This window comes from Streptomyces sp. NPDC040718 (assembly GCF_055593565.1).
The window spans coordinates 454,414-480,084 of sequence record NZ_JBVIXO010000005.1 but is presented as its reverse complement, the minus strand read 5'-3'; the positions used below and the strand labels follow the sequence as shown (position 1 = coordinate 480,084).

General features: G+C 72.9%; 23 protein-coding genes and 1 pseudogene. 18 read left to right on the top strand and 6 right to left on the bottom strand.

Features of this window, described 5'->3' with window-relative positions; all coding sequences use genetic code 11:
• Nucleotides 1–121 precede the first annotated feature (121 nt).
• Both ACZ597_RS16335 and ACZ597_RS16330 read left to right on the top strand, forming a co-directional pair.
• Complete coding sequence (locus tag ACZ597_RS16335) at nucleotides 122–1,450, top strand: hypothetical protein (RefSeq protein WP_471329863.1); 1,329 nt, start codon at nucleotides 122–124, stop codon at nucleotides 1,448–1,450.
• Complete coding sequence (locus ACZ597_RS16330; protein ID WP_471329861.1) at nucleotides 1,447–1,962, top strand: glycine-rich domain-containing protein; 516 nt, start codon at nucleotides 1,447–1,449, stop codon at nucleotides 1,960–1,962. Before ACZ597_RS16335 ends, ACZ597_RS16330 begins: the two co-directional genes overlap by 4 nt.
• A gap of 28 nt (nucleotides 1,963–1,990) precedes the next feature.
• On the opposite strand, the gene map is transcribed toward ACZ597_RS16330, so the two are convergent.
• The gene (map, locus tag ACZ597_RS16325; protein ID WP_471329858.1) at nucleotides 1,991–2,758 is read right to left on the bottom strand and encodes a type I methionyl aminopeptidase; all 768 of its coding nucleotides are present in this window, start codon (nucleotides 2,756–2,758) and stop codon (nucleotides 1,991–1,993) included.
• A 64-nt stretch (nucleotides 2,759–2,822) separates the two neighbouring features.
• On the opposite strand from map, the gene ACZ597_RS16320 reads away from it, so the two are divergent.
• The 8 genes from ACZ597_RS16320 to wsfD all read left to right on the top strand — a co-directional run bounded on the left by ACZ597_RS16320 (nucleotide 2,823) and on the right by wsfD (nucleotide 11,429).
• Complete coding sequence (locus ACZ597_RS16320; protein ID WP_470973867.1) at nucleotides 2,823–3,074, top strand: helix-turn-helix domain-containing protein; 252 nt, start codon at nucleotides 2,823–2,825, stop codon at nucleotides 3,072–3,074.
• A gap of 126 nt (nucleotides 3,075–3,200) precedes the next feature.
• On the top strand, nucleotides 3,201–3,395 hold the full coding sequence (locus ACZ597_RS16315; protein WP_471329854.1) for a hypothetical protein: 195 nt from the start codon (nucleotides 3,201–3,203) through the stop codon (nucleotides 3,393–3,395).
• Between the two features lie 23 nt (nucleotides 3,396–3,418).
• Entirely contained in the window at nucleotides 3,419–5,113 is a 1,695-nt protein-coding gene (locus ACZ597_RS16310; RefSeq protein ID WP_471329851.1) for a hypothetical protein, read from the top strand.
• A 167-nt stretch (nucleotides 5,114–5,280) separates the two neighbouring features.
• On the top strand, nucleotides 5,281–6,123 hold the full coding sequence (locus ACZ597_RS16305) for a nitrilase-related carbon-nitrogen hydrolase (RefSeq protein ID WP_471329848.1): 843 nt from the start codon (nucleotides 5,281–5,283) through the stop codon (nucleotides 6,121–6,123).
• Nucleotides 6,120–7,415, top strand: a complete 1,296-nt coding sequence (locus ACZ597_RS16300; RefSeq protein WP_471329845.1) for an aspartate aminotransferase family protein — start codon at nucleotides 6,120–6,122, stop codon at nucleotides 7,413–7,415. Before ACZ597_RS16305 ends, ACZ597_RS16300 begins: the two co-directional genes overlap by 4 nt.
• A 10-nt stretch (nucleotides 7,416–7,425) precedes the next feature.
• Nucleotides 7,426–8,826, top strand: a complete 1,401-nt coding sequence (hydA, locus tag ACZ597_RS16295) for a dihydropyrimidinase (RefSeq protein ID WP_471329842.1) — start codon at nucleotides 7,426–7,428, stop codon at nucleotides 8,824–8,826.
• 24 nt (nucleotides 8,827–8,850) lie between these two features.
• Nucleotides 8,851–9,882: a TIGR03842 family LLM class F420-dependent oxidoreductase gene (locus ACZ597_RS16290; protein ID WP_471329839.1), complete on the top strand. Its 1,032-nt coding sequence runs from the start codon at nucleotides 8,851–8,853 to the stop codon at nucleotides 9,880–9,882.
• 20 nt (nucleotides 9,883–9,902) lie between these two features.
• Nucleotides 9,903–11,429 carry a glycan biosynthesis hexose transferase WsfD gene (gene wsfD, locus ACZ597_RS16285; RefSeq protein ID WP_471329836.1) on the top strand — a complete coding sequence of 509 codons (1,527 nt, stop codon included), beginning with the start codon at nucleotides 9,903–9,905 and terminating at the stop codon, nucleotides 11,427–11,429.
• Nucleotides 11,430–11,824: 395 nt separating this feature from the next.
• On the opposite strand, the gene ACZ597_RS16280 is transcribed toward wsfD, so the two are convergent.
• On the bottom strand, nucleotides 11,825–12,211 hold the full coding sequence (locus ACZ597_RS16280; RefSeq protein ID WP_471330136.1) for an Imm1 family immunity protein: 387 nt from the start codon (nucleotides 12,209–12,211) through the stop codon (nucleotides 11,825–11,827).
• 314 nt (nucleotides 12,212–12,525) lie between these two features.
• Here ACZ597_RS16280 and ACZ597_RS16275 point away from each other — a divergent pair, with 314 nt between their 5' ends.
• From ACZ597_RS16275 to ACZ597_RS16265, 3 genes and pseudogenes are all read left to right on the top strand, one after another.
• On the top strand, nucleotides 12,526–15,387 hold the full coding sequence (locus tag ACZ597_RS16275) for a right-handed parallel beta-helix repeat-containing protein (RefSeq protein WP_471329833.1): 2,862 nt from the start codon (nucleotides 12,526–12,528) through the stop codon (nucleotides 15,385–15,387).
• A 243-nt stretch (nucleotides 15,388–15,630) separates the two neighbouring features.
• Entirely contained in the window at nucleotides 15,631–16,602 is a 972-nt protein-coding gene (locus ACZ597_RS16270) for an alpha/beta hydrolase (RefSeq protein ID WP_471329830.1), read from the top strand.
• A 3-nt stretch (nucleotides 16,603–16,605) separates the two neighbouring features.
• Nucleotides 16,606–16,810: pseudogene (locus ACZ597_RS16265) on the top strand (hypothetical protein); the annotation flags it as partial.
• A gap of 8 nt (nucleotides 16,811–16,818) precedes the next feature.
• On the opposite strand, the gene lysA reads toward ACZ597_RS16265, so the two are convergent.
• A complete protein-coding gene (gene lysA, locus ACZ597_RS16260) occupies nucleotides 16,819–18,153 on the bottom strand; it encodes a diaminopimelate decarboxylase (protein WP_471329827.1) in 1,335 nt (444 codons plus the stop codon).
• A gap of 16 nt (nucleotides 18,154–18,169) precedes the next feature.
• Entirely contained in the window at nucleotides 18,170–18,532 is a 363-nt protein-coding gene (locus tag ACZ597_RS16255; RefSeq protein WP_471329824.1) for an SAV_915 family protein, read from the bottom strand.
• Nucleotides 18,533–18,779: 247 nt separating this feature from the next.
• Between ACZ597_RS16255 and ACZ597_RS16250 the strand changes: the two genes are divergently transcribed.
• On the top strand, nucleotides 18,780–20,240 hold the full coding sequence (locus ACZ597_RS16250; RefSeq protein WP_471329821.1) for a glycosyltransferase: 1,461 nt from the start codon (nucleotides 18,780–18,782) through the stop codon (nucleotides 20,238–20,240).
• A gap of 22 nt (nucleotides 20,241–20,262) precedes the next feature.
• Here ACZ597_RS16250 and ACZ597_RS16245 read toward each other — a convergent pair whose 3' ends face one another.
• On the bottom strand, nucleotides 20,263–21,306 hold the full coding sequence (locus ACZ597_RS16245; RefSeq protein ID WP_471329818.1) for a M4 family metallopeptidase: 1,044 nt from the start codon (nucleotides 21,304–21,306) through the stop codon (nucleotides 20,263–20,265).
• Nucleotides 21,307–21,535: 229 nt separating this feature from the next.
• On the opposite strand from ACZ597_RS16245, the gene ACZ597_RS16240 reads away from it, so the two are divergent.
• The 4 genes from ACZ597_RS16240 (at nucleotide 21,536) to ACZ597_RS16225 (ending at nucleotide 25,161) form a co-directional block, all read left to right on the top strand.
• A complete protein-coding gene (locus tag ACZ597_RS16240; protein WP_471329815.1) occupies nucleotides 21,536–22,165 on the top strand; it encodes a TetR/AcrR family transcriptional regulator in 630 nt (209 codons plus the stop codon).
• Between the two features lie 114 nt (nucleotides 22,166–22,279).
• Nucleotides 22,280–23,104, top strand: coding sequence for an inositol monophosphatase family protein (locus ACZ597_RS16235; RefSeq protein WP_471329812.1), 825 nt, complete (start codon nucleotides 22,280–22,282; stop codon nucleotides 23,102–23,104).
• A gap of 126 nt (nucleotides 23,105–23,230) precedes the next feature.
• On the top strand, nucleotides 23,231–24,649 hold the full coding sequence (locus tag ACZ597_RS16230; RefSeq protein ID WP_471329810.1) for a phytoene desaturase family protein: 1,419 nt from the start codon (nucleotides 23,231–23,233) through the stop codon (nucleotides 24,647–24,649).
• Nucleotides 24,649–25,161 carry an O-acetyl-ADP-ribose deacetylase gene (locus ACZ597_RS16225; RefSeq protein WP_471329806.1) on the top strand — a complete coding sequence of 171 codons (513 nt, stop codon included), beginning with the start codon at nucleotides 24,649–24,651 and terminating at the stop codon, nucleotides 25,159–25,161. Before ACZ597_RS16230 ends, ACZ597_RS16225 begins: the two co-directional genes overlap by 1 nt.
• On the opposite strand, the gene ACZ597_RS16220 is transcribed toward ACZ597_RS16225, so the two are convergent.
• Entirely contained in the window at nucleotides 25,158–25,640 is a 483-nt protein-coding gene (locus tag ACZ597_RS16220) for an Lrp/AsnC family transcriptional regulator (protein ID WP_471329804.1), read from the bottom strand. The two genes, ACZ597_RS16225 and ACZ597_RS16220, sit on opposite strands and share 4 nt — an antisense overlap.
• Nucleotides 25,641–25,671: the final 31 nt, after the last annotated feature.

The following is a 25,671-nucleotide window of genomic DNA, read 5'->3' as shown; positions in this document are numbered from 1 at the left end:
GCCCGTCCACCGAGGTGACGGGCCGTCGGGCCGGGGCGCGGCGGGGGGAACGGCCCCCGCCCGCCCGGCCCGGGGCCCGCACCCCGGTCGACCCCCCTCACGCCCCCGACCGAAAGTGGCCATGGACGGCACAACCACCCCGACCGGCATCCCGCACTCGGAGGGCCTCCCGGTCCCCGACGTCATCGACTGCGTCCGGGACATCCCGGTCTACCGTTCCGCCCTCGACCAAGGTGCCTTCCCCATCCTGGAGAAGCCCGAGATCGCCCGGGGCTTCCCGGACAACTGGATGACCCCGCGCCTGGCCGCCGCCCTCCGGGCCGGCGAAGCCGAGTACGTCTGGTCGACCGGCACCCACCACGCCCGGATGCAGCTCATCCGGCCGCCGTACTTCCTGCTGCGCTCCTACTACCGGCTGTGGGCGGAGCACCCCGACCTGGCGAAGACGTGGGAGAGCGGCTGCCGGAGGGTCTCGCTGACCACGGTCCTGGCCACCGAGCACGTGGCCCGCGTCAACGCCCGCCGCAACGGCACCGAACCGGCCGCCTCGCCGACGCTGGAGGACCGCAGGCTCGACGAGCGCACCCTGTACCTCAACACCCGCCTCGACCCCGCGCACTGGGACCGGGCCGATGTCGAACGGATGCTGGCCGAGATGTGCGAGGTCTGCGCCGCGCACCCCGACGGGGCCTACCACCTGGACTGCTCCGGGTACCACCTCGCCCACCTGGTGCACCGCGCCGCGGAGTTCGGCCTGTGGACGCCGGAGGCGTTCCCCCGGCCGGCCAGTATCGTCACCGCGTACGAATACACCCCGGCCAACGTCCGGCGGTACCTCACGCAGCGGTTCGGCACACCGGTGATCGACCTCTTCGGCAGCACCGAGCTGGGCTACCTCTACTACAGCGACCGGCACGGCCGCTACCACCCCTACCTGGACCGCATGGGCATCGAGCTCGTCCCGGTGGCACCCGGCAGCGGGATCCAGAGCCTGATCGTCACCAGCATCCGCAACCCGTACATGCCACTGGTGCGCTACCGCTCCGGCGACTGCGTCCGCACCTCGGACGGCAGTACCGACCCGGCGAAGGTGGTCGCCTTCTGCGGGCGCGAGAAGGAACTGCTGGAAACCCCGCACGGCCCCGTCGCCCAAGCCGACCTCGACGAGCACGTGGCCGCGACCGCCCCGGAGGTCTTCCTCTACCGCCTCGAAGCGGGCGGCGGCCCCGGCTCCCCGGCGCTCCTGCGCTACACCACCTTCGACGGACGGCCGCTCCCCGCCGAACCGGCCGCGGCGCTCGCCGCCCGGCTCACCACCCTCACCGGACGCCCGTGCGGCACCGGGCACGCCACCCACCTGCCGATCGGCGCGTCGGGCAAGTACGCCTGGCTGGCGACCGCCACCGGCCCGGACCTGCCGGCCGCAGACCCCCGAGGAGACACCGCATGAGCCCCCGTGTGACGCCCGAAGCACTGCGCGCCCTGCTGGGTGAGCCGCTCCACGAGGAGGCGGTGCGGTACGCCGAACGCCGCACCGGCGCCGAACGGCCTTACGCCGAACGCCAGGTGCTGGAATGCCTGCGCCACCTCTACCTCGTCTCCGCCCACCCCGACCGGCTCGGCGGGCTGTTCCTGCCCGTCGAGCAGGACGTCGACGAGATCTGGCACTACCTCGTCCTCCAGACCCGCGAGTACCGCACGCTGTGCGAGGACCGGCTCCCGGGAGGCTTCTTCGTCCACCACCGCAGCATCGGGTACGAGGAGTACCAGGCCGAGCCCGGGCGTGAGCAGGCCGTCGAGGAGGCGCTGCGCTGGATCCCGCTGTACTGCGCGGAGTTCGGCCCCATGGACGAGGGGATCCTGCCGCACTGGACGATCGTCCGCTTCCTGCACGAGGGGCTGCACCTGTCCCTCGCCGAGATCTCGGCACTCGAAGCGGTCCCGGAGCCGGCCGGGCGCTGACGATCCGGCCCGATCCGAAAGGCCAGGCCTAGAGGGCGGTGAGGATCCTCGGGCCGCGGGCGGTGATCGCGACCGTGTGCTCGGCGTGGGCTGCGCGGGAGCCGTCGGTGGTGCGCAGGGTCCAGCCGTCCGGGTCGCAGACGTAGTCGTCCCCACCGCCCGCGATCAGCATCGGCTCGATCGCGATGACCATGCCGGGGCGCAGCTTCATGCCGCGTCCCGGCGGTCCCTCGTTGGGGACGCCGGGGTCCTCGTGCATCCCGCGGCCCACGCCGTGGCCGCCGAAGCCCTCGGGGATGCCGTACCCGGCGGAGCGGCAGACGGTGCCGATGGCGTGGGCGATGTCGCCGATCCGGTTCCCGGGCACGGCGGCGGCGATGCCGGCGGCGAGGGCCCGCTCGGCGGTCTCGACGAGGCGCAGGTCCTCGGGGCGGGGGCGGCCGACGGTGAAGCTGACGGCCGCGTCCCCGACCCAGCCGCGCAGTTTCGCCCCGCAGTCGATGCTCACGAGGTCCCCGTCGCGCAGCCGGTAGCCGTCCGGGACGCCGTGGACGATCGCGTCGTTGACCGAGGCGCAGACCACGGCCGGGAAGGGCACCGGCGCGAAGTGCGGCCGGTAGCCGAGGAAGGGGGAGGTGGCGCCGGCCTCGCGCAGCACCGAGCGGGCCACCGCGTCCAGCTCCAGCAGGGACACCCCGACCCGGGCGGCCCCGCGTACGGCCGCCAGGGCGTGCGCCACCACCCGGCCGGCCGCGCGCATCTCGTCGATCGATCTGTCTGTCTTCAGCTGCACCATGCCAATAACTATACCGGTATTAGTTTACCGGGATAGTTATTGGCGTGCGGGGTAGGATGGGGGCATGGTCCGCACCCCACTGACACCCGAAGAGCGCGAGCGCGGCGAGCGCCTGGGCGCCCTGCTGCGCGAAGCGCGCGCCGGCCGCAGCATGGTCGAGGTCGCGGCCGGCGCCGGCCTCTCCGCCGAGACCCTCCGCAAGATCGAGACCGGCCGGGCGCCCACCCCCGCCTTCTTCACGGTCGCCGCCCTGGCCGAGGCCCTCGGGCTCTCCCTGGACGAGGTCGTACGGCGCTGCGCGCTCGTGCCGGCCTGACCGCCCGGCCCCCGGTGCGGCAGTCGGCCGAGACGCCGGCACCTTCCACGGGCGTGTCCGGCGGCCGGACGGCCCAATGGGCGTTGGAGGTTCCCGAACCCGGGAAGCGGTGAAGGCGTGTCAGTGATGAACGCAGCGAAACGCCTCGGCCTCGCACTCCTCGGCGCCCTCCTCGCGGCCGGCCTGCTGGCCGCCGCCTGCTCGACCCCGGGGGCGCGGACCGGCGCCCTCGGCCCGGCGGCGGGCTCCCTCACGGCCGGCCGGGGCGCTGTGGACGCAGGTTCGCCGTCAAGGATTGAGATTTCCGTAGCCCGCCCGTAACACGGGTGGGATGCAATGCGTGCATGGAGACGCCGACTGCGCTGGTGATCGGGCAACTCACGGACTACCTGCGGGGGTTGACGCAGAGACTGGATCCCGGAGCCGGCTGGTACGGGGAGTTCCTGCGGCGGGACCCGGAGGGGATGCGCGCCTGCCTCGACGGGGTCGCGGTGCCGCCGTGGGACGTACTGGAATCGCTGCTCGGCGACCTGCCGGGCGAGCCGGGCGGCCCGGCCGGCGAGGCGGCGTACGCGGCCTCGCTGCGGGCCGCCGCGGTCGCCGCGTGGGACGCCGTGCCGGGCGGCGCGGGGGAGCTGCGGACCCTGCTCGACACCGCCGCCGGGCAGCGGGCCGCCCTGGACCGGGCCCTGCGGACCCTGACCGCCCGGCTCGCCTCCGCCGCGGACCCGGCGGAGGCGGCCGCGCTGAACCGGGAGCTGGCCTGGACCCGCGACGACGCCGCCCGCGCCGCCGCGCGGTACGCGGACCTGGAGTCCCGGATGGCGGCCCTGTCCCCGGAGCCGTGGCTGTCGCACGGGCCGGGGGCGCAGCCGAGCCGGGGGGCGCACGCGCAGCCGGAGCCGCATCCGGCACCGCTACACGGGCCGGGGCAGGAGTCGCGGCCGGGGGCAGGGCCACGGCTGAGCCTGGGGTCGCAGCCGAGCCCGGGGGCGCACGCGCAGTCGGGGCCGCAGCACCAAGAGCCGGCGCCGCAGCCGGGGCCAGGGTTGCAGCCGAGCTCGGGGCCGCATGCGCGGCCGGGGCCGCAGCCGGAGCGCAGCCCGGCGCCGCCCCACGGGCCGGTGCCGCACGCGCAGCCGGGGCCCCGGCCGGAGCCGCCGCACCCCGGCCCGGTGCCGCAGCAGGGGCCGGGGACCGAGCCGTTGCCCGCCGTCCCGGCGCAGCCGGAGGGCGGGCGGTGGCTGCGCGGAGCCCGGCGCGCCGGGGGCGCCCGGTACGCGGGCGCGCCGCCGGCCGCCGCGGCGGCGCCCCCCGGGCCCCCGGCCGCCGGCGTCCCGGAGCTCCCCGCACCGGCCCCGCGCGGCGCCCGCTTCGCACACCTGGCCGCACCGCCCACGCGCACCCCGGTGCCGCCGGACGGGGAGCCGGGCGCGCACGCCGTCCCGGTGGCCCCGGCCGCGCCCGACCCCGACGAGTCCTCCGTGTGGGACGTACCCGCCGGCACCCCGGAGGGCGGCCCCCGGGGCGGGTTCACCGCCGAGCTGCTCGCGCTGCGCGCCCAGGGCCGCAGCGGCGAGGCCCACGCCCTGCTCTGCGAGGCCGCCGCCTGGCCCGCCGCCGAACTGCCCGCCCTCGCCGCCGAGCTCGCCCGCGCGGGTCTCGCCGCCGACTGGGCCACCCTGCTCTGGGAGGCGGCCTCGCTCCCGCCCGACCGGCTTGCCGCAGCCGCCGCCGCCCTCGGCGAGGCGGGCCGGGAGGCCGACTGCGACGGGCTGCTGCGCCAGGGCGTGGCCCGCCCCGCCGCCGAGGTCGCCGAAGCCGCCCTCGCCCTCGGCGCGGCCGGCCGGGACCGCGAGGCCCAGGCCCTGCTGGCCGCCTTCGTCCGGCTGCGCACCGCCGAGGAGGCGGCCGGCCTGGCCCGCCGGGACCCGCACTGGTTCGCCCCCCGGCTCCTGCGCGCGGCCCGGGCCCTGTCCTCCACCCGCCACCGCGACCTGGCGCACGCCCTGCGGGTCGCGGGAATCCCGGTGGCGTGAACCGCCCGTCTGCTGACCGCAAACGCCCACGTGACGACGTAACGTGATCGACTACTCCAATTGCGCAAGGCGGTCTTGCCCCGCGCTGTGACGAGGCCTACCTTCGACTCCCTACGCACACCGTCTACGTGCGTAGAAGCCGGCGTTCCCGTCGCGAGGAGCAGCTCATGGCCCAAGTCGTCCGCGCCGCACTCGTCCAGGCCACCTGGACCGGAGACACCGAGTCGATGATCGCCAAGCACGAGGCGCACGCCCGCCGGGCGGCCGCCCAGGGCGCGAAGATCATCGGCTTCCAGGAGGTGTTCAACGCCCCCTACTTCTGCCAGGTCCAGGAACCCGAGCACTACCGCTGGGCCGAGCCCGTCCCCGACGGCCCCACCGTGCGCCGGATGCAGGAGCTGGCCCGCGAGACCGGCATGGTGATCGTCGTCCCGGTCTTCGAGCTGGAGAGCGAGGGCTTCTACTACAACACCGCCGCCGTCATCGACGCCGACGGCAGCTACCTCGGCAAGTACCGCAAACACCACATCCCGCAGGTCAAGGGCTTCTGGGAGAAGTACTACTTCCGCCCCGGCAACCTCGGCTGGCCCGTCTTCGACACCGCCGTCGGCAAGGTCGGCGTCTACATCTGCTACGACCGCCACTTCCCTGAGGGCTGGCGCCAACTCGGCCTGGGCGGGGCCCAGCTGGTCTACAACCCCTCCGCCACCTCCCGGGGCCTGTCGGCGTACCTGTGGCAGCTGGAACAGCCCGCCTCCGCCGTCGCCAACGAGTACTTCGTCGCCGCCATCAACCGCGTCGGCCAGGAGGAGTACGGCGACAACGACTTCTACGGAACCAGCTACTTCGTCGACCCGCGCGGCCAGTTCGTCGGCGAGGTCGCCAGCGACAAGGAGGAGGAACTCCTCGTCCGCGACCTGGACTTCGACCTGATCAAGGAGGTCCGCGACCAGTGGGCCTTCTACCGCGACCGCCGCCCCGACGCCTACGGAGGACTCGTACAGCCGTGACCAACCCCATCCCGCTGCACAGCCGCCACCGCACCGTCCTGCCCGACTGGCTCGCGCTCTACTACGACCGCCCCATCGAGCTCACGCACGGCGAGGGCCGCCACGTCTGGGACGCCGACGGCAACCGCTACCTCGACTTCTTCGGCGGCATCCTCACCACGATGACCGCCCACGCCCTGCCCGAGGTCACCAAGGCCGTCGCCGAACAGGCCGGGCGGATCATCCACTCCTCCACCCTGTACCTCAACCGGCCCATGATCGAGCTGGCCGAACGGGTCGCCGCCCTGTCCGGCATCCCCGACGCCCGGGTCTTCTTCACCACCTCCGGCACCGAGGCCAACGACACCGCCCTGCTGCTCGCCACCACGTACCGCCGCTCCAACCAGATCCTGGCGATGCGCAACAGCTACCACGGCAGGTCCTTCTCCACCGTCTCGATCACCGGCAACCGGGGCTGGTCCCCGACCAGCCTCTCCCCGCTCCAGACCTACTACGTCCACGGCGCGGTCCGCACCCGCGGCCCCTTCGCCGGCCTCGACGACACCGCCTTCACCGCAGCGGCCGTCGCCGACCTGGAAGACGTACTGGGCCAGGCGCGCGGGGGAGTGGCCGCGCTCATCGCCGAACCGGTCCAGGGAGTCGGCGGGTTCACCTCCCCTCCCGACGGGCTGTACGGGGCCTTCCGCGAGGTCCTCGACCGGCACGGCATCCTGTGGATCAGCGACGAGGTGCAGACCGGCTGGGGCCGCACCGGCGACAACTTCTGGGGCTGGCAGGCCCACGCCCAGAGCGGCCCGCCGGACATCCTGACCTTCGCCAAGGGCATCGGCAACGGCATGTCCATCGGCGGTGTCGTGGCCCGCGCCGAGGTGATGAACTGCCTCGACTCCAACTCCATCTCCACCTTCGGCGGCTCCCCGGTCACCATGGCGGCCGGCCTCGCCAACCTCGCCTACCTGCTGGACCACGACCTCCAGGGCAACGCCCGCCGCGTCGGCGGCCTCCTCCTGGAGCGGCTGCGCGCCGTCACCGCCTCCGTGCCCGCCGTACGGGAGGTCCGCGGCCGGGGCCTGATGGCCGGCATCGAACTGACGAAGCCGGGCACCGACCAGGCCGACCCGCAGGCGGCCGCCGCCGTGCTGGAAGCCGCCCGGGAGCGCGGGCTGCTCCTCGGCAAGGGCGGCGGACACGACACCAGCGTGCTGCGCATCGCGCCGCCGCTCACCCTCACCGTCGCCGAGGCGGAAGAGGGCGCCGAGATCCTCGAACAGGCGCTGAGCAGCATCCAGTAGGGGGACGTACATGAGCATCCGTACGCTGATCAGCGGCGGCCTGGTCGTCACCGCGGCCGACGAGCTCCACGCCGACGTCCTGATCGAGGACGGCCGGGTGGCGGCCCTGGCCGCGCACGGCTCGGCGGCCGCCGGTGCCTGGACGGCCGACCGCACGATCGACGCCACCGGGAAGTACGTGATCCCGGGCGGCGTCGACGCGCACACCCACATGGAGCTGCCCTTCGGCGGCACGGCGGCCTCGGACACCTTCGAGACGGGGACCCGGGCGGCGGCCTGGGGCGGCACGACCACCATCGTCGACTTCGCCGTGCAGAGCGTGGGCCGCTCCCTGCGCGAGGGGCTCGACACCTGGTACGACAAGGCCGACGGCAAGTGCGCCGTCGACTACGCCTTCCACATGATCCTCTCGGACGTCAACGAGGGGACCCTGAAGGAGATGGACCACCTCGTCGGCGAGGGGGTCACCTCCTTCAAGCTCTTCATGGCCTACCCCGGCGTGTTCTACAGCGACGACGGCCGGATCCTGCGCGCGATGCAGCGGGCCTCCGGCAACGGCGGGCTGATCATGATGCACGCCGAGAACGGCATCGCGATCGACGTGCTCGTCGAGCAGGCCCTGGCACGCGGGGAGACCGACCCCCGCCACCACGGCGAGGTGCGCAAGGTCCTCCTGGAGGCCGAGGCCACGCACCGGGCGATCCAGCTGGCCCGGGTCGCGGGCTCCCCGCTGTACGTGGTCCACGTGTCGGCGGAGGAGGCGGTCGCGGAGCTCGCGGCGGCCCGGGACAAGGGGCTGCCGGTCTTCGGCGAGACCTGCCCCCAGTACCTCTTCCTCTCCACCGACAACCTGGCGGAGCCGGACTTCCAGGGCGCCAAGTACGTCTGCTCCACCCCGCTGCGCCCGCGCGAGCACCAGGCCGCCCTGTGGCGGGGCCTGCGCACGAACGACCTCCAGGTGGTGTCCACCGACCACTGCCCGTTCTGCTTCCGCGGGCAGAAGGAGCTGGGCCGCGGCGACTTCTCGAAGATCCCCAACGGCCTGCCGGGGGTGGAGAACAGGATGGACCTCCTCCACCAGGCCGTCCTGGACGGGCACATCAGCCGCCGCCGCTGGATCGAGATCGCCTGCGCGACCCCGGCCCGGATGTTCGGCCTCTACCCGCAGAAGGGCACCATCGCGCCGGGCTCCGACGCCGACATCGTCCTCTACGATCCGCACGCCGAGCAGGTCATCTCCGCCGAGACCCACCACATGAACGTGGACTACTCGGCGTACGAGGGCAGGCGGATCACCGGACGCGTCGACACGGTCCTCTCGCGCGGGGAGCTCGTCATCGACCGGCGCGAGTACACCGGCCGGGCCGGCCACGGGGCCTTCGTCCCCCGCTCCACCTGCCAGTACTTGTAAGCCCGCAAGCAGCAAGGAGCCGCCATGGACTTCGGCCTCGTCCTGCAAACCGACCCGCCCGCCTCCCAGGTCGTCAGCCTCATGAAACGCGCGGAGCGCAACGGCTTCCGCTACGGCTGGACCTTCGACTCGGCCGTGCTGTGGCAGGAACCGTTCGTCATCTACAGCCAGATCCTCGCCAACACGCAGAAGCTGCACGTCGGCCCCATGGTCACCAACCCGGGCACCCGCACCTGGGAGGTCACCGCCTCCACCTTCGCCACCCTCAACGACATGTACGGCAACCGCACCGTCTGCGGGATCGGCCGCGGCGACTCGGCGATGCGGGTCGCCGGCCGGGCCCCCAACACCCTCGCCCGCCTCGGCGAGGCCATCGAGGTCATCCGGGATCTCGCCGAAGGCCGCGAGGCGGTCGTCGACGGCAACCCGATCCGCATCCCGTGGATCAAGGAGGGCAGGCTCCCCGTCTGGATGGCCGCGTACGGCCCCAAGGCCCTCGCCCTCACCGGACAGAAGGCCGACGGGTTCATTCTCCAGCTCGCCGACCCCTTCCTCACGGAATGGATGGTCAAGGCGGTCCGCGACGCGGCATCGGAGGCCGGCCGCGACCCCTCGTCCATCACCATCTGCGTGGCGGCCCCCGCCTACGTCACGGCCGACGACTCCGTGGCCGACCTGGCCCACGCCCGCGACCAGTGCCGCTGGTTCGGCGGCATGGTCGGCAACCACGTCGCCGACCTGGTCTCCCGCTACGGCGAGCACTCGGGCATGGTCCCGGACGAGCTGACCGAGTACATCAAGGCCCGCCAGGGCTACGACTACAGCCACCACGGCCGCGCCGGGAACCCGTCCACCGACTTCGTCCCGGACGAGATCGTCGACCGCTTCTGCCTCCTGGGCCCCGCCGAGGCCCACATCGAGAAGCTGAAGGCCCTGCGCGACTTGGGCGTCGACCAGTTCGCCGTCTACGGCATGCACGACGCCCGGGAAGCCACCATCGACGCGTACGGGGAACGGGTCATCCCCGCGGCCAGCGGCGAGGCGGACGCTGGGTAAAGGTGGACTAAAATGTGCCGGTGAGTGAGCAGAGAGCGCATGTACGAATAGCGGGACAAATCGGGCGGTGGTGGTTGTTCGGGCCGCTGGTCGGTCTGGCTGCTGCCGTGGCCATGGCCGTCCGGATCTTCCACAACGGCCCGATCGGGATGGCGGACAACGGTGACGGTCCGTCCCGGATGTGTGCCCTCGACACCTCCGTCCACCTCGACAAGGGGTCCTGGTGGTGGTTCCACTACGCCAACTTCCGGTATGACCAGGCCAAGCCAGAGGCGTGCACGTCCGAGAACACCTACCCGGGCAGCGGCAAGTGGATGCCCATGCTGGCCCGGCCGCTGAGCCAGCTGCTCGGCTATCCGGGAGCGCTCGACCTCCGGGCCCAGGCATTGCTCTGGTGCGCCCTCGTGGGGGTGGCCTTCGCGGTCTTCGCCGTTGCCCTGCGGGGCCCGATCCTGCTGCGCCTGCTGGTCTGCGGCGCGCTGTTCCTGGTGGTCGGGGACTCGGTGGTGGCGGGGTACGCGGCCTCGCCGTTCAGTGAGCTGGCTGGGCTGACCGGGCTGCTCTTCGCCACTGTTGGCGCGGTCCATCTTGGCGGTTCGCCCCGGGCTCGGCTCGGCGGGCTGCTGCTGTTCACCATCGGGTCGGTCACTCTGGTGGGCTCCAAGATGCAGGCCCTCACCATGGCCGTGCCCCTCCTGGCGCTCCTTCTCTTCTTCAAGGTGCCGGTCGGCCGGCTCGCCGGCCGGTTCTCCGCCCGGGTGCTCCCCCTCGCGGCCGCATTGGTGATCGGCGCGGCGGGCACGCACACGCTTGTGTTCCAGATGGAGGCGTTCAAGGAGATCAACCGGACCGAAATGATCTTCGTCGGGATCATGGGCAAGAGCCCCGACCCGGCCAAGGACGCCGTCGAGCTCGGCCTCCCCGCCGACTTCGGCCAGTACGCCGGGCTGAACTGGTGGGGCGAGAAGGCGCCCCAGAAGGATCCCCGCTGGCCCGAGGTGAAGGACCGCATCACCTACGCCAACATCGGCACCTACCTGGCTAAGCACCCCGGCGTCGCCCTCCGGATCGCCGACGGCGGGCTGGACGACTTCGCCGCCTCCCGGCCGGATAACCTCGGCTCTTACCCCGTCAGCGCGGGCAAGCCGGCCGGTGCCCAGGAGCACCGGCTGGCCCTCTACACCGGATTCCTGCGGACCCTCGGCGGCGGTTGGGTGCTCGGCCTCCAGTTCGCGCTCGTGGTGGGTGGAGCCTGGTGGCTGCGCCGCAGCCCGGACAACCCGCGCCGTCGTGCCTTCCTGGCGATGATGATCTGCCTTGGCGGGGCCACGCTGACCCAGTTCGTCACCGCCATGTACGGCGAGGCGATCGAGAACACCAAGCACCTGATCTACGGCATCTTCGCGACCGGCCTGGCCTTCGTGCTGACGGCCGCCAGTGTGCTGTACACCCCCGCCGCCCTACGTCCTGCAGCCGAGGAGGAGAACGAGGAGGGGGCGATCGTGAGGGACCGAGACTTGGCCCGCCTTGGGTTGGATAATTCCTGAGTTGAAGAATGCCCAATGGGCTGGACTGTCGGGAGCCGGGGAATTCTGGACGGTGGGGCATAAGTGCTGCCACCCCGCCAGGTAATCGAAGTGGCGGCTGCGTGGGGTGTTGGAATTAACTTCGCTTTGGCGTGTATGGAGCACCCGAGGGAACGTGAACGTACCCCGCTGCCTCTGATGCCAGCCGGTCAGCCCGCATCGCGGTTGCCATGAATTTCGACCTGTGGTGACACATGTGCGAGAAGACGGTCACGATGACCGCCCATGCAAAACGCTCGGATGGGAACCTCCACCCGAGCGTTTTGCAAGGAACCTTCAATCGACGGCTTGGTCAATGTGGCCACGTATTGCGGCGACTCCTGAGGAGTCGATGCGGCCAGACTGCCATCGCCGGGCTAGAGGTCGTCCACCTGCCATTGAACGCAGCCAGGCCTGCGGCCTCCGGAGGTCAAAAATTCCTTCACTGCCTGACGGACCAGGTGGATCGGAATTTCCGAGCTACCGGGGAAATATGTGTCATGGCCCGCGATGAAGTATACGGGGGCAGGGCGACCCTCGTCAGGTCCGAGCGTGACGTAGTTTTCGTCGTCCGCGAAGGAAACAAGCCCGACTTGGCGGTCTCCGTCAAGGCCAACCATCAATTCATGATCCGGGAATCCGGAAGGGAGGAGTTCCCTCTCCAGCGAATGGATCTGAGCGAGGTTCTGGATAATTACACCCTTCGGGGGTTCCAGGAGGGCATCAAGGACTGTGTCTACATCCTCGGGCGTGTAGAGCAGCACTGGCTGATCACCGTGTTCTTGCCGGTATCGGGCCTGGGCGATGGCCTTCACTGAGTTCCTCCGTAGGGCTGTTGTTTCCACTTGCCAGCCGTGATCGACGCCTACGGTGCGCAGGTCATTCCGGCGCTCGCCGGGTGAAGGCCACCTGAACCGGACCGGCTCCTGGGGCGCCCGCCTCCTGACATACGATCAGGAGCGCGGGTCGTCGCGTAAACGGGGTGCTGATGTTCAGGTTGTTGGTGTCGCAGACGGATCCGAGGGGTCTGCGTACGATCGCCGATGCGCTCGAGGCGCACGTGCCGGACGGGCCGGTCATGATCGACGTCGCGCCCGGCCACTACCGGACCGATGCGCTCCGCTGCTGGGGCACGGTCGTCATCACCGCCCTCGGCGGACGCGGATCGGTCGTCGTCGACGGGGCCGCCGAGTACAACTTCCAGGTGGAAGGCCATGTGACGCTGCGGGGCCTGGTCCTGCGCAACTGGCACGAGAACGGCCGGGCGCTGGGTGTCACGGGTGGTACGGCGGTGGTGGAGGACTGCGAGTTCCTCGCCAAGTCCGGCCACACCGTCAACGCTTGGGGCGGGGCCGAGCTCTTCCTCCACCGCAGCACCGTACGGGAGGGGGCCGTCGTCTACTCCGATGCCGCCGGCCTGGTCGAGGGCAGCGAGGTGATCGGCTCCGCCCTGTGCGGCATCGCGCTGCAGGACGGCAGCCGGGTCAGCGTCCGCAACACCCGGGTGGAAGGCGCGGCGGAGCACGGCATCCTCGTGGCCTCGGGAGTGAACGCGCTGATCGAACAGTGCCGGATCGAGGAGACCGGAATGGCCGGGATCCTGGTCCGGGACCATGCGCAGGCCGCCATCCGTGCCAGCGAGATCCACCGTTCCACCCATTGCGGCCTGTTGGTCCACGACAGCGGGCAGGCCGATGTACAGGGCCTCCTCATCGCGGAACCGGGGATCGACGGCGCCTGGTGCACGGCTTCCGGCACGCTGACCGCCGCCCGGATGACCGTCATGGACGCCAAGCGCAACGGGGCCTCGGTGGACGAGCGGTCGACGGCCACCCTCACCGACTGCGAGGTCGTGCGGGCCGCCGCGCACGGGATCCTGGCCGGAGACGGTGGCAGGGCGGCCCTGGTCAGGGGAGCGGTCTCGGAGTCCGACATCGGAGCGGGTGTCACCGGCGACGGCTCCCTGATCATGAACGGAACCCTGGTGGCGCGCAGTGTCCAGGCCGGCATCGGCGTCGACGCCGGGGCGCGGGTGGTGCTGCAGGGCTGCAGGGTCACCGATACGGACGGCCCGGGGATCATCACCGCACAGGGCTCCCATGTCGAGATCCGGGGTCTGGTGGCGGAGGGGAACAAGGCCGAAGACCTCCTGGACGTCCCGCCCGCGGCCACGGCTGCCGAGCCGGCGCAGGCCCCCGCACCGTCGGCCGCGGCGCCCGCACGGACCGAGCCCGCGGGGGCGGGGACGCCGCCCGTGACGCCCGAGGCGGTGGAGGGCCTCCTCGCCGAGCTGGACGCCATGGTCGGGCTGCGGGAGGTCAAGGGCGAGATCCGGAAGCTGGTCAAGTTCCTGCGGGTCGCCGAACAGCGCCGGGCGGCGGGGCTGCCCGAAGGGCCGGTGATCGGCCGGCACATGGTGTTCTCGGGTTCCCCCGGTACCGGCAAGACCACCGTGGCCCGCGTCTACGGCCGGCTGCTGGCCGCGCTGGGCGTGGTCGCCGGCGGCCATTTCACCGAGGTCTCCCGCGCCGACCTGGTCGGGTCGCACCTCGGCGAGACGACCGCGATGACCACCGCGGTCTTCAACAAGGCCCGCGGCGGAGTGCTGTTCATCGACGAGGCCTACACCCTCTCCCGTCGGTTCGGCACCGGAGCCGACTTCGGCCAGGAGGCGATCGACACGCTGGTCAAGCTGCTGGAAGACCACCGGGACGAGGTCGTCGTCGTCTTCGCCGGCTACTCGGCCGAGATGCGCGAGTTCCTGTCCGCCAACCCCGGCCTGCAGTCGCGGATCTCCCGGACCATCGAGTTCGAGGACTACAGCCCGGACGAGCTGGTCGCCATCTTCGAACGACTGGCAGGGCAGTACGGCTTCCTGCTCGCCGGGCCGACCCGGGCCGCCCTGGCGGCCCACTTCCAGCAGGCCCGGCGCACCGACACCTTCGGCAACGGACGGGAGGCCCGGCGGATCTTCGAGGCGGCCCTCGAACAGCAGGCGCTCCGGCTGGCCGACCGCGAGGACGTCCCGTCACCCGAGGAGCTGGTCCAGCTCCTGCCCGACGATCTCGACGGAGTCGTCGATCGCGGACTGGGCGCACGGTTCGCGGAGGCCAGGGATTCCCGGCAACTGGACACGATCCTCGGCGAGCTCTCGGCCATGGTGGGGCTGGAGGGCATCAAGGCGGAGATCCGCGACCTGACCGACCTGATCGTCACCACCCGGCGGCGCCGGGAAGCGGGCCTTCCCGCCGACCCGATGCCGAGCCACCTGATCTTCTCCGGCCCGCCCGGCACCGGCAAGACCACGGTCGCCCGCCTGTACGGCTCCCTGCTCGCGGCTCTCGGAGTCCTGGCCCGCGGCCAGGTGGTCGAGGTGTCCCGCAGCGACCTGGTCGGCCAGTTCGTGGGGAGTACCGCCCTCCGGACCGCCGAGCAGTTCGAACGCGCCCGCGGCGGCGTCCTGTTCATCGACGAGGCGTACACCCTCTCCCGCCCGGGCGGATCGGGGGCCGACTTCGGGCAGGAAGCGGTCGACACCCTGGTGAAGCTGATGGAGGACCACCGTGACGAGGTCGTCGTGATCGCCGCCGGCTACACCGACGAGATGACGGCCTTCCTCGACGTCAACCCCGGTCTGGCCTCCCGGTTCTCGGCCACCGTAGGCTTCCCCGCCTACAGCCCCGAGGAACTGCTCACCATCCTCGCCCACCACGCGGAGCGTTCCGGCTTCGAGACCCCGGACGCCACCCTCCAGGCGGTGCGCGCCCAGATCGCCGCCGACCCCGAGAGGTTCGCCCAGGGCAACGCCCGCGAGATCAGAAAGCTGTTCGACGAGGTCAAGAGCGCGCATGCCCGCCGGATCGCGGCCCTCGAACGCACCGGCCGCGAAGCGACCCTGGACGAGCTCCGCGTCCTCCTCCCCGAGGACGCCGCCCGGTAGCGCGGCGGCGCCGCTGCCGCGCCCTTCCCCGCAGCGGGGCGAGCGCGACAGGCCTTGTCCGATAACCCGAACAAGGCAGGCTAGGATGCCACGGCAGACGCAAGCTGCCCACCGCGGCCCATGTACGAGGCCGCCGTAGGCGCGGTTCCGCATGGGGCCGCCGCCCCGGTCGGACGGACCGGGCGCGTCATCGCTTGGAGAGTTCTCGCCGTGCTCAGTCAGCCTTCCCGTTCCCGTGCCGTTGTGACCGGTACCGCCGTCGTGGCCCTGGCCGTCGCGCTCGCGGGCTGTGGGAGTACCAAGGGCGAGAAGGGGAAGAAGGCCCCGGCGGCGAGCGGCTCGGCCGCTGCGGCCCCTTCCCCCTCGGCCGCCGGGAAGGTGCAGATGCCGGCCGGACCGGCCGCCGCCATGACCAAGGCCCGGGACACCGCCGTCGGCCCGGTCATGACGACCAGACTGGCCGGCCCGAAGTCCGGTGTGACCGGTCAGGTGTGGGTCTGGCTCCCTCCCGAGTACCACGACCCCAAGTACGCCAGGACCGGCTTCCCGGTGCTGACCCTGTACGCGGGCGGTCAGAGCAACGGCTACAACACCTGGGCCGGCAGCGAGCTGCCGATCCAGGAGGAGGACGTGCGGCTGGCCAAGGCGGGCAAGGCCCATCCGTTCATCATGATCATGCCGGTGCAGAACTTCAGCGCCGACGAGAAGAAGGCCCTGGACTGTTCGGACATCCCCGGCCAGCCCAAGATGGCGACCTGGATGGCCCAGGACATCCCGGACTGGGTCCGGGCCAACTTCCGCACCCTGAAGGGGCGCGACAGCTGGGGCGTCATGGGCGCCTCCACGGGCGGGTTCTGCAGCGCCAAGCTCGCTCTGCAGTACCCGGACGTCTACAAGGCCGCCGTGCCGATCGACGGCTACTTCGCGCCCGACTCGCGGCTGTGGGCGGGCCACAGTGCGGAGAAGGCGGCCAACAGCCCCGAGCTGCTGGTCGGCCAGGGCAAGGCCGACGTGAAGATGCTGGTCACGGCCGGCGGTGCCGACGGGTACGAGAAGGGCGTGGTCAAGAGCTGGATGGCCAAGGCCGCCCCGCCGGTCGCCCTCGAGTACTACGAGCAGCCCGGCGGCAAGCACCTGACCTCGGACTTCAAGAAGATGATCCCGGACGCCCTGCAGTGGCTCACCAGGAACCTGGAGGGCCCCGCCCACGACTGAGCGGAGCCGGTGGGCCGGATCCGCGCCGACAACGACATCCCGGTGGGTGACCTCCTCTTCGTGGAAGTCACCGTCCTCGACCCCTCGGAGTTCGAGGCCGGCGTGACGGTCAGGGGTTCGGCAGGGCGAGGTCGCCCCCGTCACCCGTGAGGTCATCCGCGAGGCCGAACCGGACCGGGCCCGCCGCCCGCACGTGCACGCCGGCTGACGCCGGCCCTACTCGCCGACGTCCCTGCGGCGCAGGTCCTCGAAGGTCTCGCGGCGTACGAGGAGTCGGGCGGTGCCCTCGTGCACGGCGACGACGGGAGGCCTGCCGACCATGTTGTAGCCGGACGCCATGGACAGCTGGTACGCCCCCGCCACCGGCACGGCGATCAGGTCGCCGGGCCGGACGTCACCGGGCAGCTGCACGTCGGCCGCGAGCACGTCCCCGGCCTCGCAGTGCCGGCCGACGACCGTCGCCGCACGGGGAGCGGCCGCCCCGTCCCGGCCGATCAGCCGGGGCGCGTACCGGACCCCGTACAGGGCGGGCCGGGGGTTGTCGCTCATACCGCCGTCGACGGCGACGAACAGCGTGTCCCCGGTGCGCTTGACGGCCAGGACCCGGTACACGGCCACCCCGGCCGGACCGACGACGGCCCGGCCCGGTTCGACGGCCAGGTGCGGTACGGGCATCCCGGCGGCGGCGCAGCTCCCGGCCAGCCCGCCCCGCAGCGCCCGGGCGAGGGCGGTGACGTCGAGGGCGGGTTCGCCGGGCCGGTAGGCGATGCCGTGGCCGCCGCCCAGGTCGAGCTCGGGCAGTACCGTTCCGTGCTCGTCGCGGACGCGGACCATCAGGGCGACCACGCGGCGCAGCGCGGTGAGGTACGGCTCCACCTCGGTGATCTGAGAGCCGATGTGGCAGTGGAGTCCGGTGAGTTCCAGCTGCGGCTGGGCCAGGACGCGGGCCACGGTGCGCAGCGCGGACCCGTCCGTGAGTGACAGCCCGAACTTCTGCCCGTCCGTGCCCGTCCGGATCTTGTCGTGGCCGCCCGCGGAGACGCCCGGGACCACCCGCACCATCACCTTCTGGCGGCCCCCCGGGCCGACGGCGGCAGCGATGCGGGCGATCTCCGACGGACTGTCGATCACGATCCGCCCGACCCCGAGGCGCAGCGCCGTGTCGAGGTCGCGCGGCGACTTCGCGTTGCCGTGGAGCACGATCCGCCCGGGCGGGAACCCCGCCGTGACGGCCAGCTCCAGCTCGCCCGCCGAGCACACGTCCAGGCCGAGCCCCTCCTCGTGGACCCAGCGCACCATGGCGCGGGAGAGGAACGCCTTGGCCGCGTAGAGGACCTCGGCCCCGTGGAACGCGTCCCGGTACGTCCGGCAGCGCCCGCGTACCTCCCCCTCGTCCAGGACGTACACCGGGGTGCCGAACCGCTCCGCCACCTCGGCGAGCTCCACCCCGGCGACCGTCAGACCGCCGTGCGCGGCCCGGCCGGTGGACGCCGGCCACACGCAGAGGCCGTCCGTCCCGGACGCCTGCGCGGGTATGAGCGATGTGGTCATCGTGTCGTCCCCCTTCTCAGGCGGCCGGAGCCGACGAGGCGCGCCGCACGGCGGGGCCCGGGCCGGGGGAGCCGGCCGTGACCGGGCCGGTGGCGGCGGGAGCGGTGAGCGTCGGGTCGACGGTCAGCAGCCGTACCCCCAGCGGCTCGGCCAGCGCCCTGAGCGCGGGCTCCGAGAGCCGGATCCACGGCTGATCCGCCCCGAGCGTGGCGGCCAGCAGGTCCGGGCCGGTGAACCCGACCGCGGTACGCGCACCCAGCGGGGTCCGGAACATGCGCACCACCACCTCCGCTGTTCCCGGCCGGACGGGCACGTGGAGGAGTCCGGCCGGGACGGGTTCCTCGGGCTCGGGGTCGTCGTCGTACTGGAACAAGCACATGGGGCTCTCCTCCGGGGACCGTGAACGGAAGTCCGCGCCCCGGGCGCGGGGAGGCGTCCGGGACGGCACCCGAGAACCATCCCCGCACCGGAGCCCGAAGGCCCCGCCCCTGACGGGACCTTGACGGCGACCGGCGGAGTCCATACGCGCCGCTGACGACCGGCGTCAGCGACCCCCGGCGCAGGCACCGCGCCACCGCTGGCGATCATCGAACCGACAGTCGTAGGCGGACCCGGGGAGGAGCGGCATGGCGGACACCGTCGGCACGGACGTGGCCGAGGAACTGGCACGGGGCGGAGCGCGGGAACAGGACCGGATCCTGGAGGAACGCGCGGCGGAGGTGGCCGACGTCATGGCCGACGGGTTCGGCCGCCGGCACCCGGAGCTGGCGGCGAAGCCGGGCTTCGCCCGCTGGCAGCTCGCGGCCCTGGCCGTGGGCGCCGGCGCCGCCCTGGCCGGGCTGGTGGCGGCGCCCATGGCCGTACTGGCGCTGCTCACCGCGGTGGTGACGGGCTACACCCTGCTGCACGTGGTGGTCACGCTGGCCGGCCTGCCGCGCGGCGGCCGCCCCGCGGGATCCGGTGACGTGCCGGTGCCGGACGCGGAGCTCCCGTCCTACACGGTGCTGGTGCCCGCCTACCGGGAGGCCGAGGTGATCGGCGGCCTGGTCCGGCACCTGGCCGCCCTGGACTACCCGCCGGACCGGCTGGAGGTGCTGGTCCTGGTGGAGCGGCACGACCCCGGCACCGCCCGCGCCGTACTGGCCGCGGACCCGCCCGCCTTCGTCCGCCTCGTCCGGCTCCCGCCGGGCCCGCCGCAGACCAAACCCCGCTCGGTGAACCTGGGCCTGCTGCTGGCCCGCGGCGAACTCCTGGTGGTGTTCGACGCCGAGGACCGGCCCGACCCCGGCCAACTGCGCCGGGTCGCGGCCCGGTTCGCCTCGGGCGGCGGGCGCCTGGCCTGCGTACAGGCGCGGCTGCTCTTCCACAACGCCGACGGGAACTGGCTGACCAGGCAGTTCGCCATGGAGTACGCCCTGCGCTTCACCCTGGCGCTGCCCGGGCTGGTACGGCTGGGGATGCCGGTCCCGCTCGGGGGGACCAGCAACCACTTCCGCACCGGCACCCTGCGCGACCTCGGCGGCTGGGACGCCTGGAACGTCACCGAGGACGCCGACCTCGGCATGCGCTGCGCCGCCATGGGCCACCGCACCGAGACCATCGAGTCGGTCACCTGGGAGGAGGCCCTCGGCGCCGTCCGCCCCTACGTCCGCCAGCGCACCCGGTGGTTCAAGGGGTTCCTCCTGACGACGGTCGTGCACACCCGCCGGCCCCGCTGGACCGTGCGCCGGTTCGGTGTCCGGGGCCTGCTCACCCTGCTCGGCATCGTCGCGGGCGCCGCCGTGGCCTCCTTCGTCCAGCCGCTGCTGGCCGCCCTGACCCTGATCGGCCTCTGCGGCCTCTCCTGGTCGCCCGTCGGAGCCGGTCTGCTGCTGCCTTCCGTGGCCGCGCAGGCCGTGGCGGCGCTCGCCTGGACCGCCGTCACCTTCTCCGCGGCGAGACGCGCGGGCCTCGGGGCTCCGTGGCACGCGCTGCTGACGCCGCTCTCCTCGGTGCTGTGGTGGTTCGCGGCCTGGCGGGCGGTGCACCAGCTGGTCTTCTCCCGGTTCACCTGGGAGAAGACGCCGCACGGGGCCGGCCCGGGCTGATGCCCTCCGCGGCCGGTCCGGCCTACTGGACCCCGGGGATCCGGCGGGCCTGGAACGCGGCCCGGACGGCGTCCGCGGCGCTCTGGCCGTACATGGTCCGGGCGGTGTCGATCGTGGCCAGGGCCGCCTCCCGGAAGCCGGTGTCCGGGGCGAACCGGAACTGGGCGTTCACGATGATGCGGTCGGCGGTCCTGGCGCCGAGGGCACCGCGGATGTCGAAGAGGGCGCGGGACCAGATCTCGCCGTCGGCGTGGACCTCGCCCACCCGGTCCTCGTAGACCTTCGTGCCGTCGATGCGGCGCAGGCAGTGCGGGGCGGCGCTGTACGGGACCGAGTCCCAGTCGGCGACGCACGCCCGGTCCGCCGCGCGGGGCCAGCCGTACGCGGCGGCGGCGTGGTCGCCGACCTCCACCGCCAGGTAGTCGCCGAAGGCCTCGCCGATCGCCCCGGCCTCCGGGGAGCTGCCGAAGCCGGGGACCTGCGCGTGGTGCACGGCGTGCCCGTACTCGTGGACGATGACCTCGGCGTCCTCGGCGTCGTCCACACCGCCCTTGCCGAAGCGGATCTCGGCCTTCTTGTCGGTGAAGAAGGAGTTGTCGGCGCCCCACTGGTTGATGCGGACCGGCTGGACGCGGTCGTTGGCGCCGGGCAGCTCGCTGCCGAAGCCGAGGCCCTGGAGGTACTCCTGCGCCTCGTTGACCCAGAAGTAGGCCATGACCTGTTCGAACTGCTCGTCGGAGCGGTCGTAGCGCGCGGCGTCCGCGACCGACGCGGGCGCCCCGGTCTCCGACCGGACGGACGCCCATCTGCCCGAAAGGCCGCCGCTGTCGTCGAGGTTGCGCAGCGCCGCGGTGGCGTAGGCCGAGGCGGGTATCGCCGAGGCGGAGTCCTTCGCGTCGGTGAGCGTCTGGTCGCCGGAGGACTGTACGGGGTTGACCATGAAGACGCGGCCCTGCGGGAGGGCGGCCGCCGGCCGGGGTGCGGTGGCCGAGGCGGGGACGGCGAGGCCGAGCAGTGCCACGGCGGCGGTGGCCGTCGCGGCCAGCCCGCGGGGTGTGCGGGGCATGGACATCCTCCTGTGGTGGGCGTGGAATGCCGGAGAAAGTGCGGTCGCGTGGTGCGGACGCGATCCTTGCCCACCCGGGGTGCTCTTGACCAGGCCTCGGGGCCACTGATCGTTCCGTATTTTCGCTGCACTCCAATGCATTCAATGCACGCGGATATACTTACGGTCCGAGTGACTGGCGAGGCCGTTCGCGATCGGAGCCGACCGGCCGGACGGGAGACAGGACGTGATGACCAGTGAGGACCCGGCCCGACGGGGCGGGGGCCGTGAAGCGCAGCGCCGCCGCACCCGCAAGGCGATCGTCGAGGCGGCGGCCCGGCTGAGCGCCGGCGGAGCGACGCCCTCCATCGACGAGATCGCGGCCGCCGCCGACGTGTCGCGGCGCACCGTGTACGTGTACTTCCCGAGCCTCGACCACCTGCTGATCGACGCGACCGTCGGCGCGCTCAACGAGCCCCCGGTCGCGGACGCGTTGAGGGATCCCGCGCTGGCCGACGACGCGGCGGGCCGGGTCGACGCCCTCGTCCGGACCCTGCTGAAGTACTCGCCGCAGTCCCTTTCCCTGGGCCGCCGGCTGATCCGGCTGACCGTAGACCCGCCGGCGGCCGACGGCCGGGAGCCGACCGGTCCGCGCCGTACCCAGCGCCGGATCGAATGGCTGGAGGAGGCCTGCGAGCCGCTCCGCGAGACCCTGAGCGAGGAGGCCTTCCGCCGCCTGGTCTCGGCGCTGACCATGGTGGTCGGCTGGGAGGCGCAGATCGCCCTGCGCGACGTCCGGGGCCTGGACCCGCGCGCCGAGGAGGAAGCCGTCACCTGGGCGGCCCGCGCCCTGGTCGAGGCGGCGATCAGAGAGGCCTGACCGGCCCCGCAGCGGCCTGACCTGCGGCGGTTCACCGGAAGTTCCCCCGGTGTGCGGGCCGTGGACCGGAAATGCCGATGGGCTTCGCCGGCCGGGCGTGCTTTGCTTGGAGGCATGATCGATGAATTTCCGGCCCTTGACCTGTCCGCTGTCGACGAAGCCGTCCGCAAGGCCGCTGCGGTCGAGATCATGCCCCGGTTCCGGCAGCTCGCCGACCACGAGGTGGACCAGAAGAGCGGTCCGCACGACCTCGTGACCGTCGCCGACCGGATGGCCGAGGAGCACCTCACCGCCTCGCTGACCCGGCTGCTGCCCGGCTCCGCCGTGGTCGGCGAGGAGGCCGTGCACGCCGACCCGAACGTCTACGGGGCGCTGCGCGCCGACGCCCCCGTGTGGATCGTCGACCCGGTCGACGGCACGCGGCAGTTCGTCAACGGCGAACCCGGCTTCTGCACCCTGGTGGCGCTCGCCCTGCGCGGTGAGATCCTCGCCTCCTGGACCTTCGCCCCGGCCCTGGAGGAGATGGCCACCGCCGTGCGCGGGCAGGGCGCGTACGTCAACGGCCGCCGGATCCACAGCGGTTCGCCCGAGCCCGGCGCGGAGCTGCGCGTGGCGACGGCCCACCCGCTGTACACCTCCGAGGAGGACCGGCGCGGCCTCGCCCGGCTCGACGTGCCCGGCGTCGCCGCCCGGCCGTGCGGTTCGGCGGGCCTGGAGTACCTGAAGGTGGCGCGCGGGGAGATGGACGCGCTGGCCTTCACCTGGCCCTCCGCCTGGGACCACGCGGCCGGACTTCTCCTGGTCGCCGAGGCGGGCGGCGCGCAGAGCACCGTCGAGGGCGTCCCCTTCCGCGTGGACCGGGACAACGCCCTCCCGTTCGCCGTCGGCCGGGACGAGGCCACCGCGATCCGCATCCGAGATCTGCTCAGGGGCCTGTAACCCGCCGCGGCGGGCGGGTGTGGACGGACCCCGGCGCCGTGCCGGGCGCCGCGGCCCGGTGGACCTTCGCGGTCACGGCACTAGGGTGGAGGCAGTGGCCGTCGCCGGACGAAGGAGCTGTTGTCAGTGCCGTCGATTCTCGACGCAGTCGTGGTGGGGGCGGGGCCCAACGGCCTGACGGCCGCGGTCGAACTGGCCCGCCGGGGCCACTCGGTGGCCGTTTTCGAGGCCGCCGACGCGATCGGCGGCGGCGCCCGCACCGAGGAGCTGACCCTCCCCGGCTTCCGCCACGACCCCTGCTCCGCGGTGCACCCGCTCGGCGCCGGCTCGCCGGTGTTCAAGACGATGCCGCTGAAGCGGTACGGGCTGGAGTGGCTGCACGCCCCGCTGCCCATGGCGCACCCCTTCGACGACGGCACGGCCGCCGTGCTCTCCCGCTCCGTGGCGGAGACGGCGGCCTCCCTCGGCCCCCGCGACGCGGGCGCGTACCGGCGGCTGGTGGACCCGTTCCTCGGCAAGTGGGACACCCTCGCCCGGGACTTCATGTCCCTGCCCGGCACCGCGCTGCCACGGGACCCGCTCACCCTGGCCCGCTTCGGCCTCTCCGGACTGCCGCCCTCCACCTGGCTGTTGCGCCGCTTCCGGGACGACCGCGCCCGCGCCCTGTTCGCCGGGCTCGTCGCGCACGTCATCGCCCCGCTGAACGGCATCGCCACCGGCGCCGTCGGCCTGGTCTTCGCCCTCGCCGCGCACGCCGGCGGCTGGCCGATGCCCCGCGGCGGCTCGCAGTCCGTCTCCGACGCCCTCGCCGGCTACCTGGCCGACCTCGGCGGCACCGTCCACACCGGGTTCGAGGTCAAGCGGCTCGACGACCTGCCCCCGGCCCGCGCGTACGTCTTCGACACCTCGCCGACCGCACTGGCCCGGATCGCCCGGCTCGGCCGCGCGTACGACGGGTACCGGTACGGCGCCGCCGTCTTCAAGCTGGACTACGCCCTGGACGGCCCCGTCCCCTGGACCGCCGAGGAGCCCCGCCGGGCCGGCACCGTCCAGATCGGCCCCGGCAGCCGGGACATCGACGCCGCCCTCCAACTGGCCTCCGGCGGCCGGGCCCCGCGCAGCCCGTTCCTCATCACCGCCCAGCCCAGCCTGGTCGACCCCGGCCGGGCGCCCGAGGGCAAGCACGTCTTCTGGGCGTACGGCCACGTCCCCGCGGGCTGGGACGGCGACCTCACCGAAGCCGTCGAACGGCAGCTGGAGCGCTTCGCCCCCGGCTTCCGGGACCTGGTCCTGGCCCGCGCCACGGCCGGCCCGCCGCAGCTCGCGGCCCGCAACCCCAACTACGTCGGCGGGGACATCGCCTGCGGCGCCGCCTCCGGCCTCCAGCTCCTGCTGCGGCCCAAGCTCACCCTGTCCCCGTACACCACCGCCCACCCCGCGGTGTTCCTCTGCTCCTCGGCGACCCCGCCGGGTCCCGGCGTCCACGGCATGTCCGGCCACAACGCCGCCAAGGCGGTCTGGCGGCACCTGCGAAAGGCGAACTGATGGTCCGCATCACCCTCGTCCAGGGCGACATCACGGCCGAGAAGGCCGACGCGATCGTCAACGCCGCCAACTCCTCGCTGCTCGGCGGCGGGGGAGTGGACGGCGCCATCCACCGGCGCGGCGGCCCCGAGATCCTCGCCGCCTGCGAGGACCTGCGCCGCTCCCACTACGGCAAGGGCCTGGCGACCGGCCAGGCGGTGGCCACCACGGCCGGCCGGCTGGCCGCCGGGCACGTCATCCACACCGTCGGTCCGGTCTGGTCGCGCGAGGAGGACCGCTCGCACCTGCTCGCGTCCTGCTACCGCGAATCCCTGCGCGTCGCCGACGAGCTGGGGGCGCGCACGGTCGCCTTCCCGGCGATCTCCACCGGCATCTACGGCTGGCCGATGGACGACGGCGCCCGCATCGCGATCGAGACCGTCCGGGCTGCCCGCACCTCGGTGGAGGAGGTCCGCTTCGTCCTCTTCGACGCCGCCGCCCACGCCGTCTTCGAAGCCGCCCTGGGCGGCTAGCCCGTGCGCGCCCCGCCCCCCGGGGTGGGGCGCGGATAGGTGCGGGACTGCTTGACGCTGCCGTACGCGAAGCTGGACTCGATCGACGCGATGCCGGGGATGGCGTGGATGCGGTGGCGCACGAGGGACTCGTACGCCTCCAGGTCCTCGATGACCACCCGGAGCAGGTAGTCGCTGCTGCCCGCCATCAGGTAGCAGTCCTGGATGTGCTCGATGACCGCGACGTGCTCCTCGAAGAGGGCCACCGCCTCCGCCGTGTGCCGTTCCAGCCGGATGCGTACGAAGACGGTGATCGGGAGCCCGAAGGACACCTGGTCCACCACGGCCGTGTAGCCGCGGATCAGCCCCGCCTCCTCCAGCCGGCGGACCCGGCGCAGGCACGGGGAGGGGGACAGGCGGACCCGGTCCGCCAGGTCCTGGTTGGAGAGCCGGCCGTCGGCCTGCAACTCCCTGATGATCTGGAGGTCGACCGCGTCCACGACTGCTCCCGAGGGCTTTACCGGGGGTTCC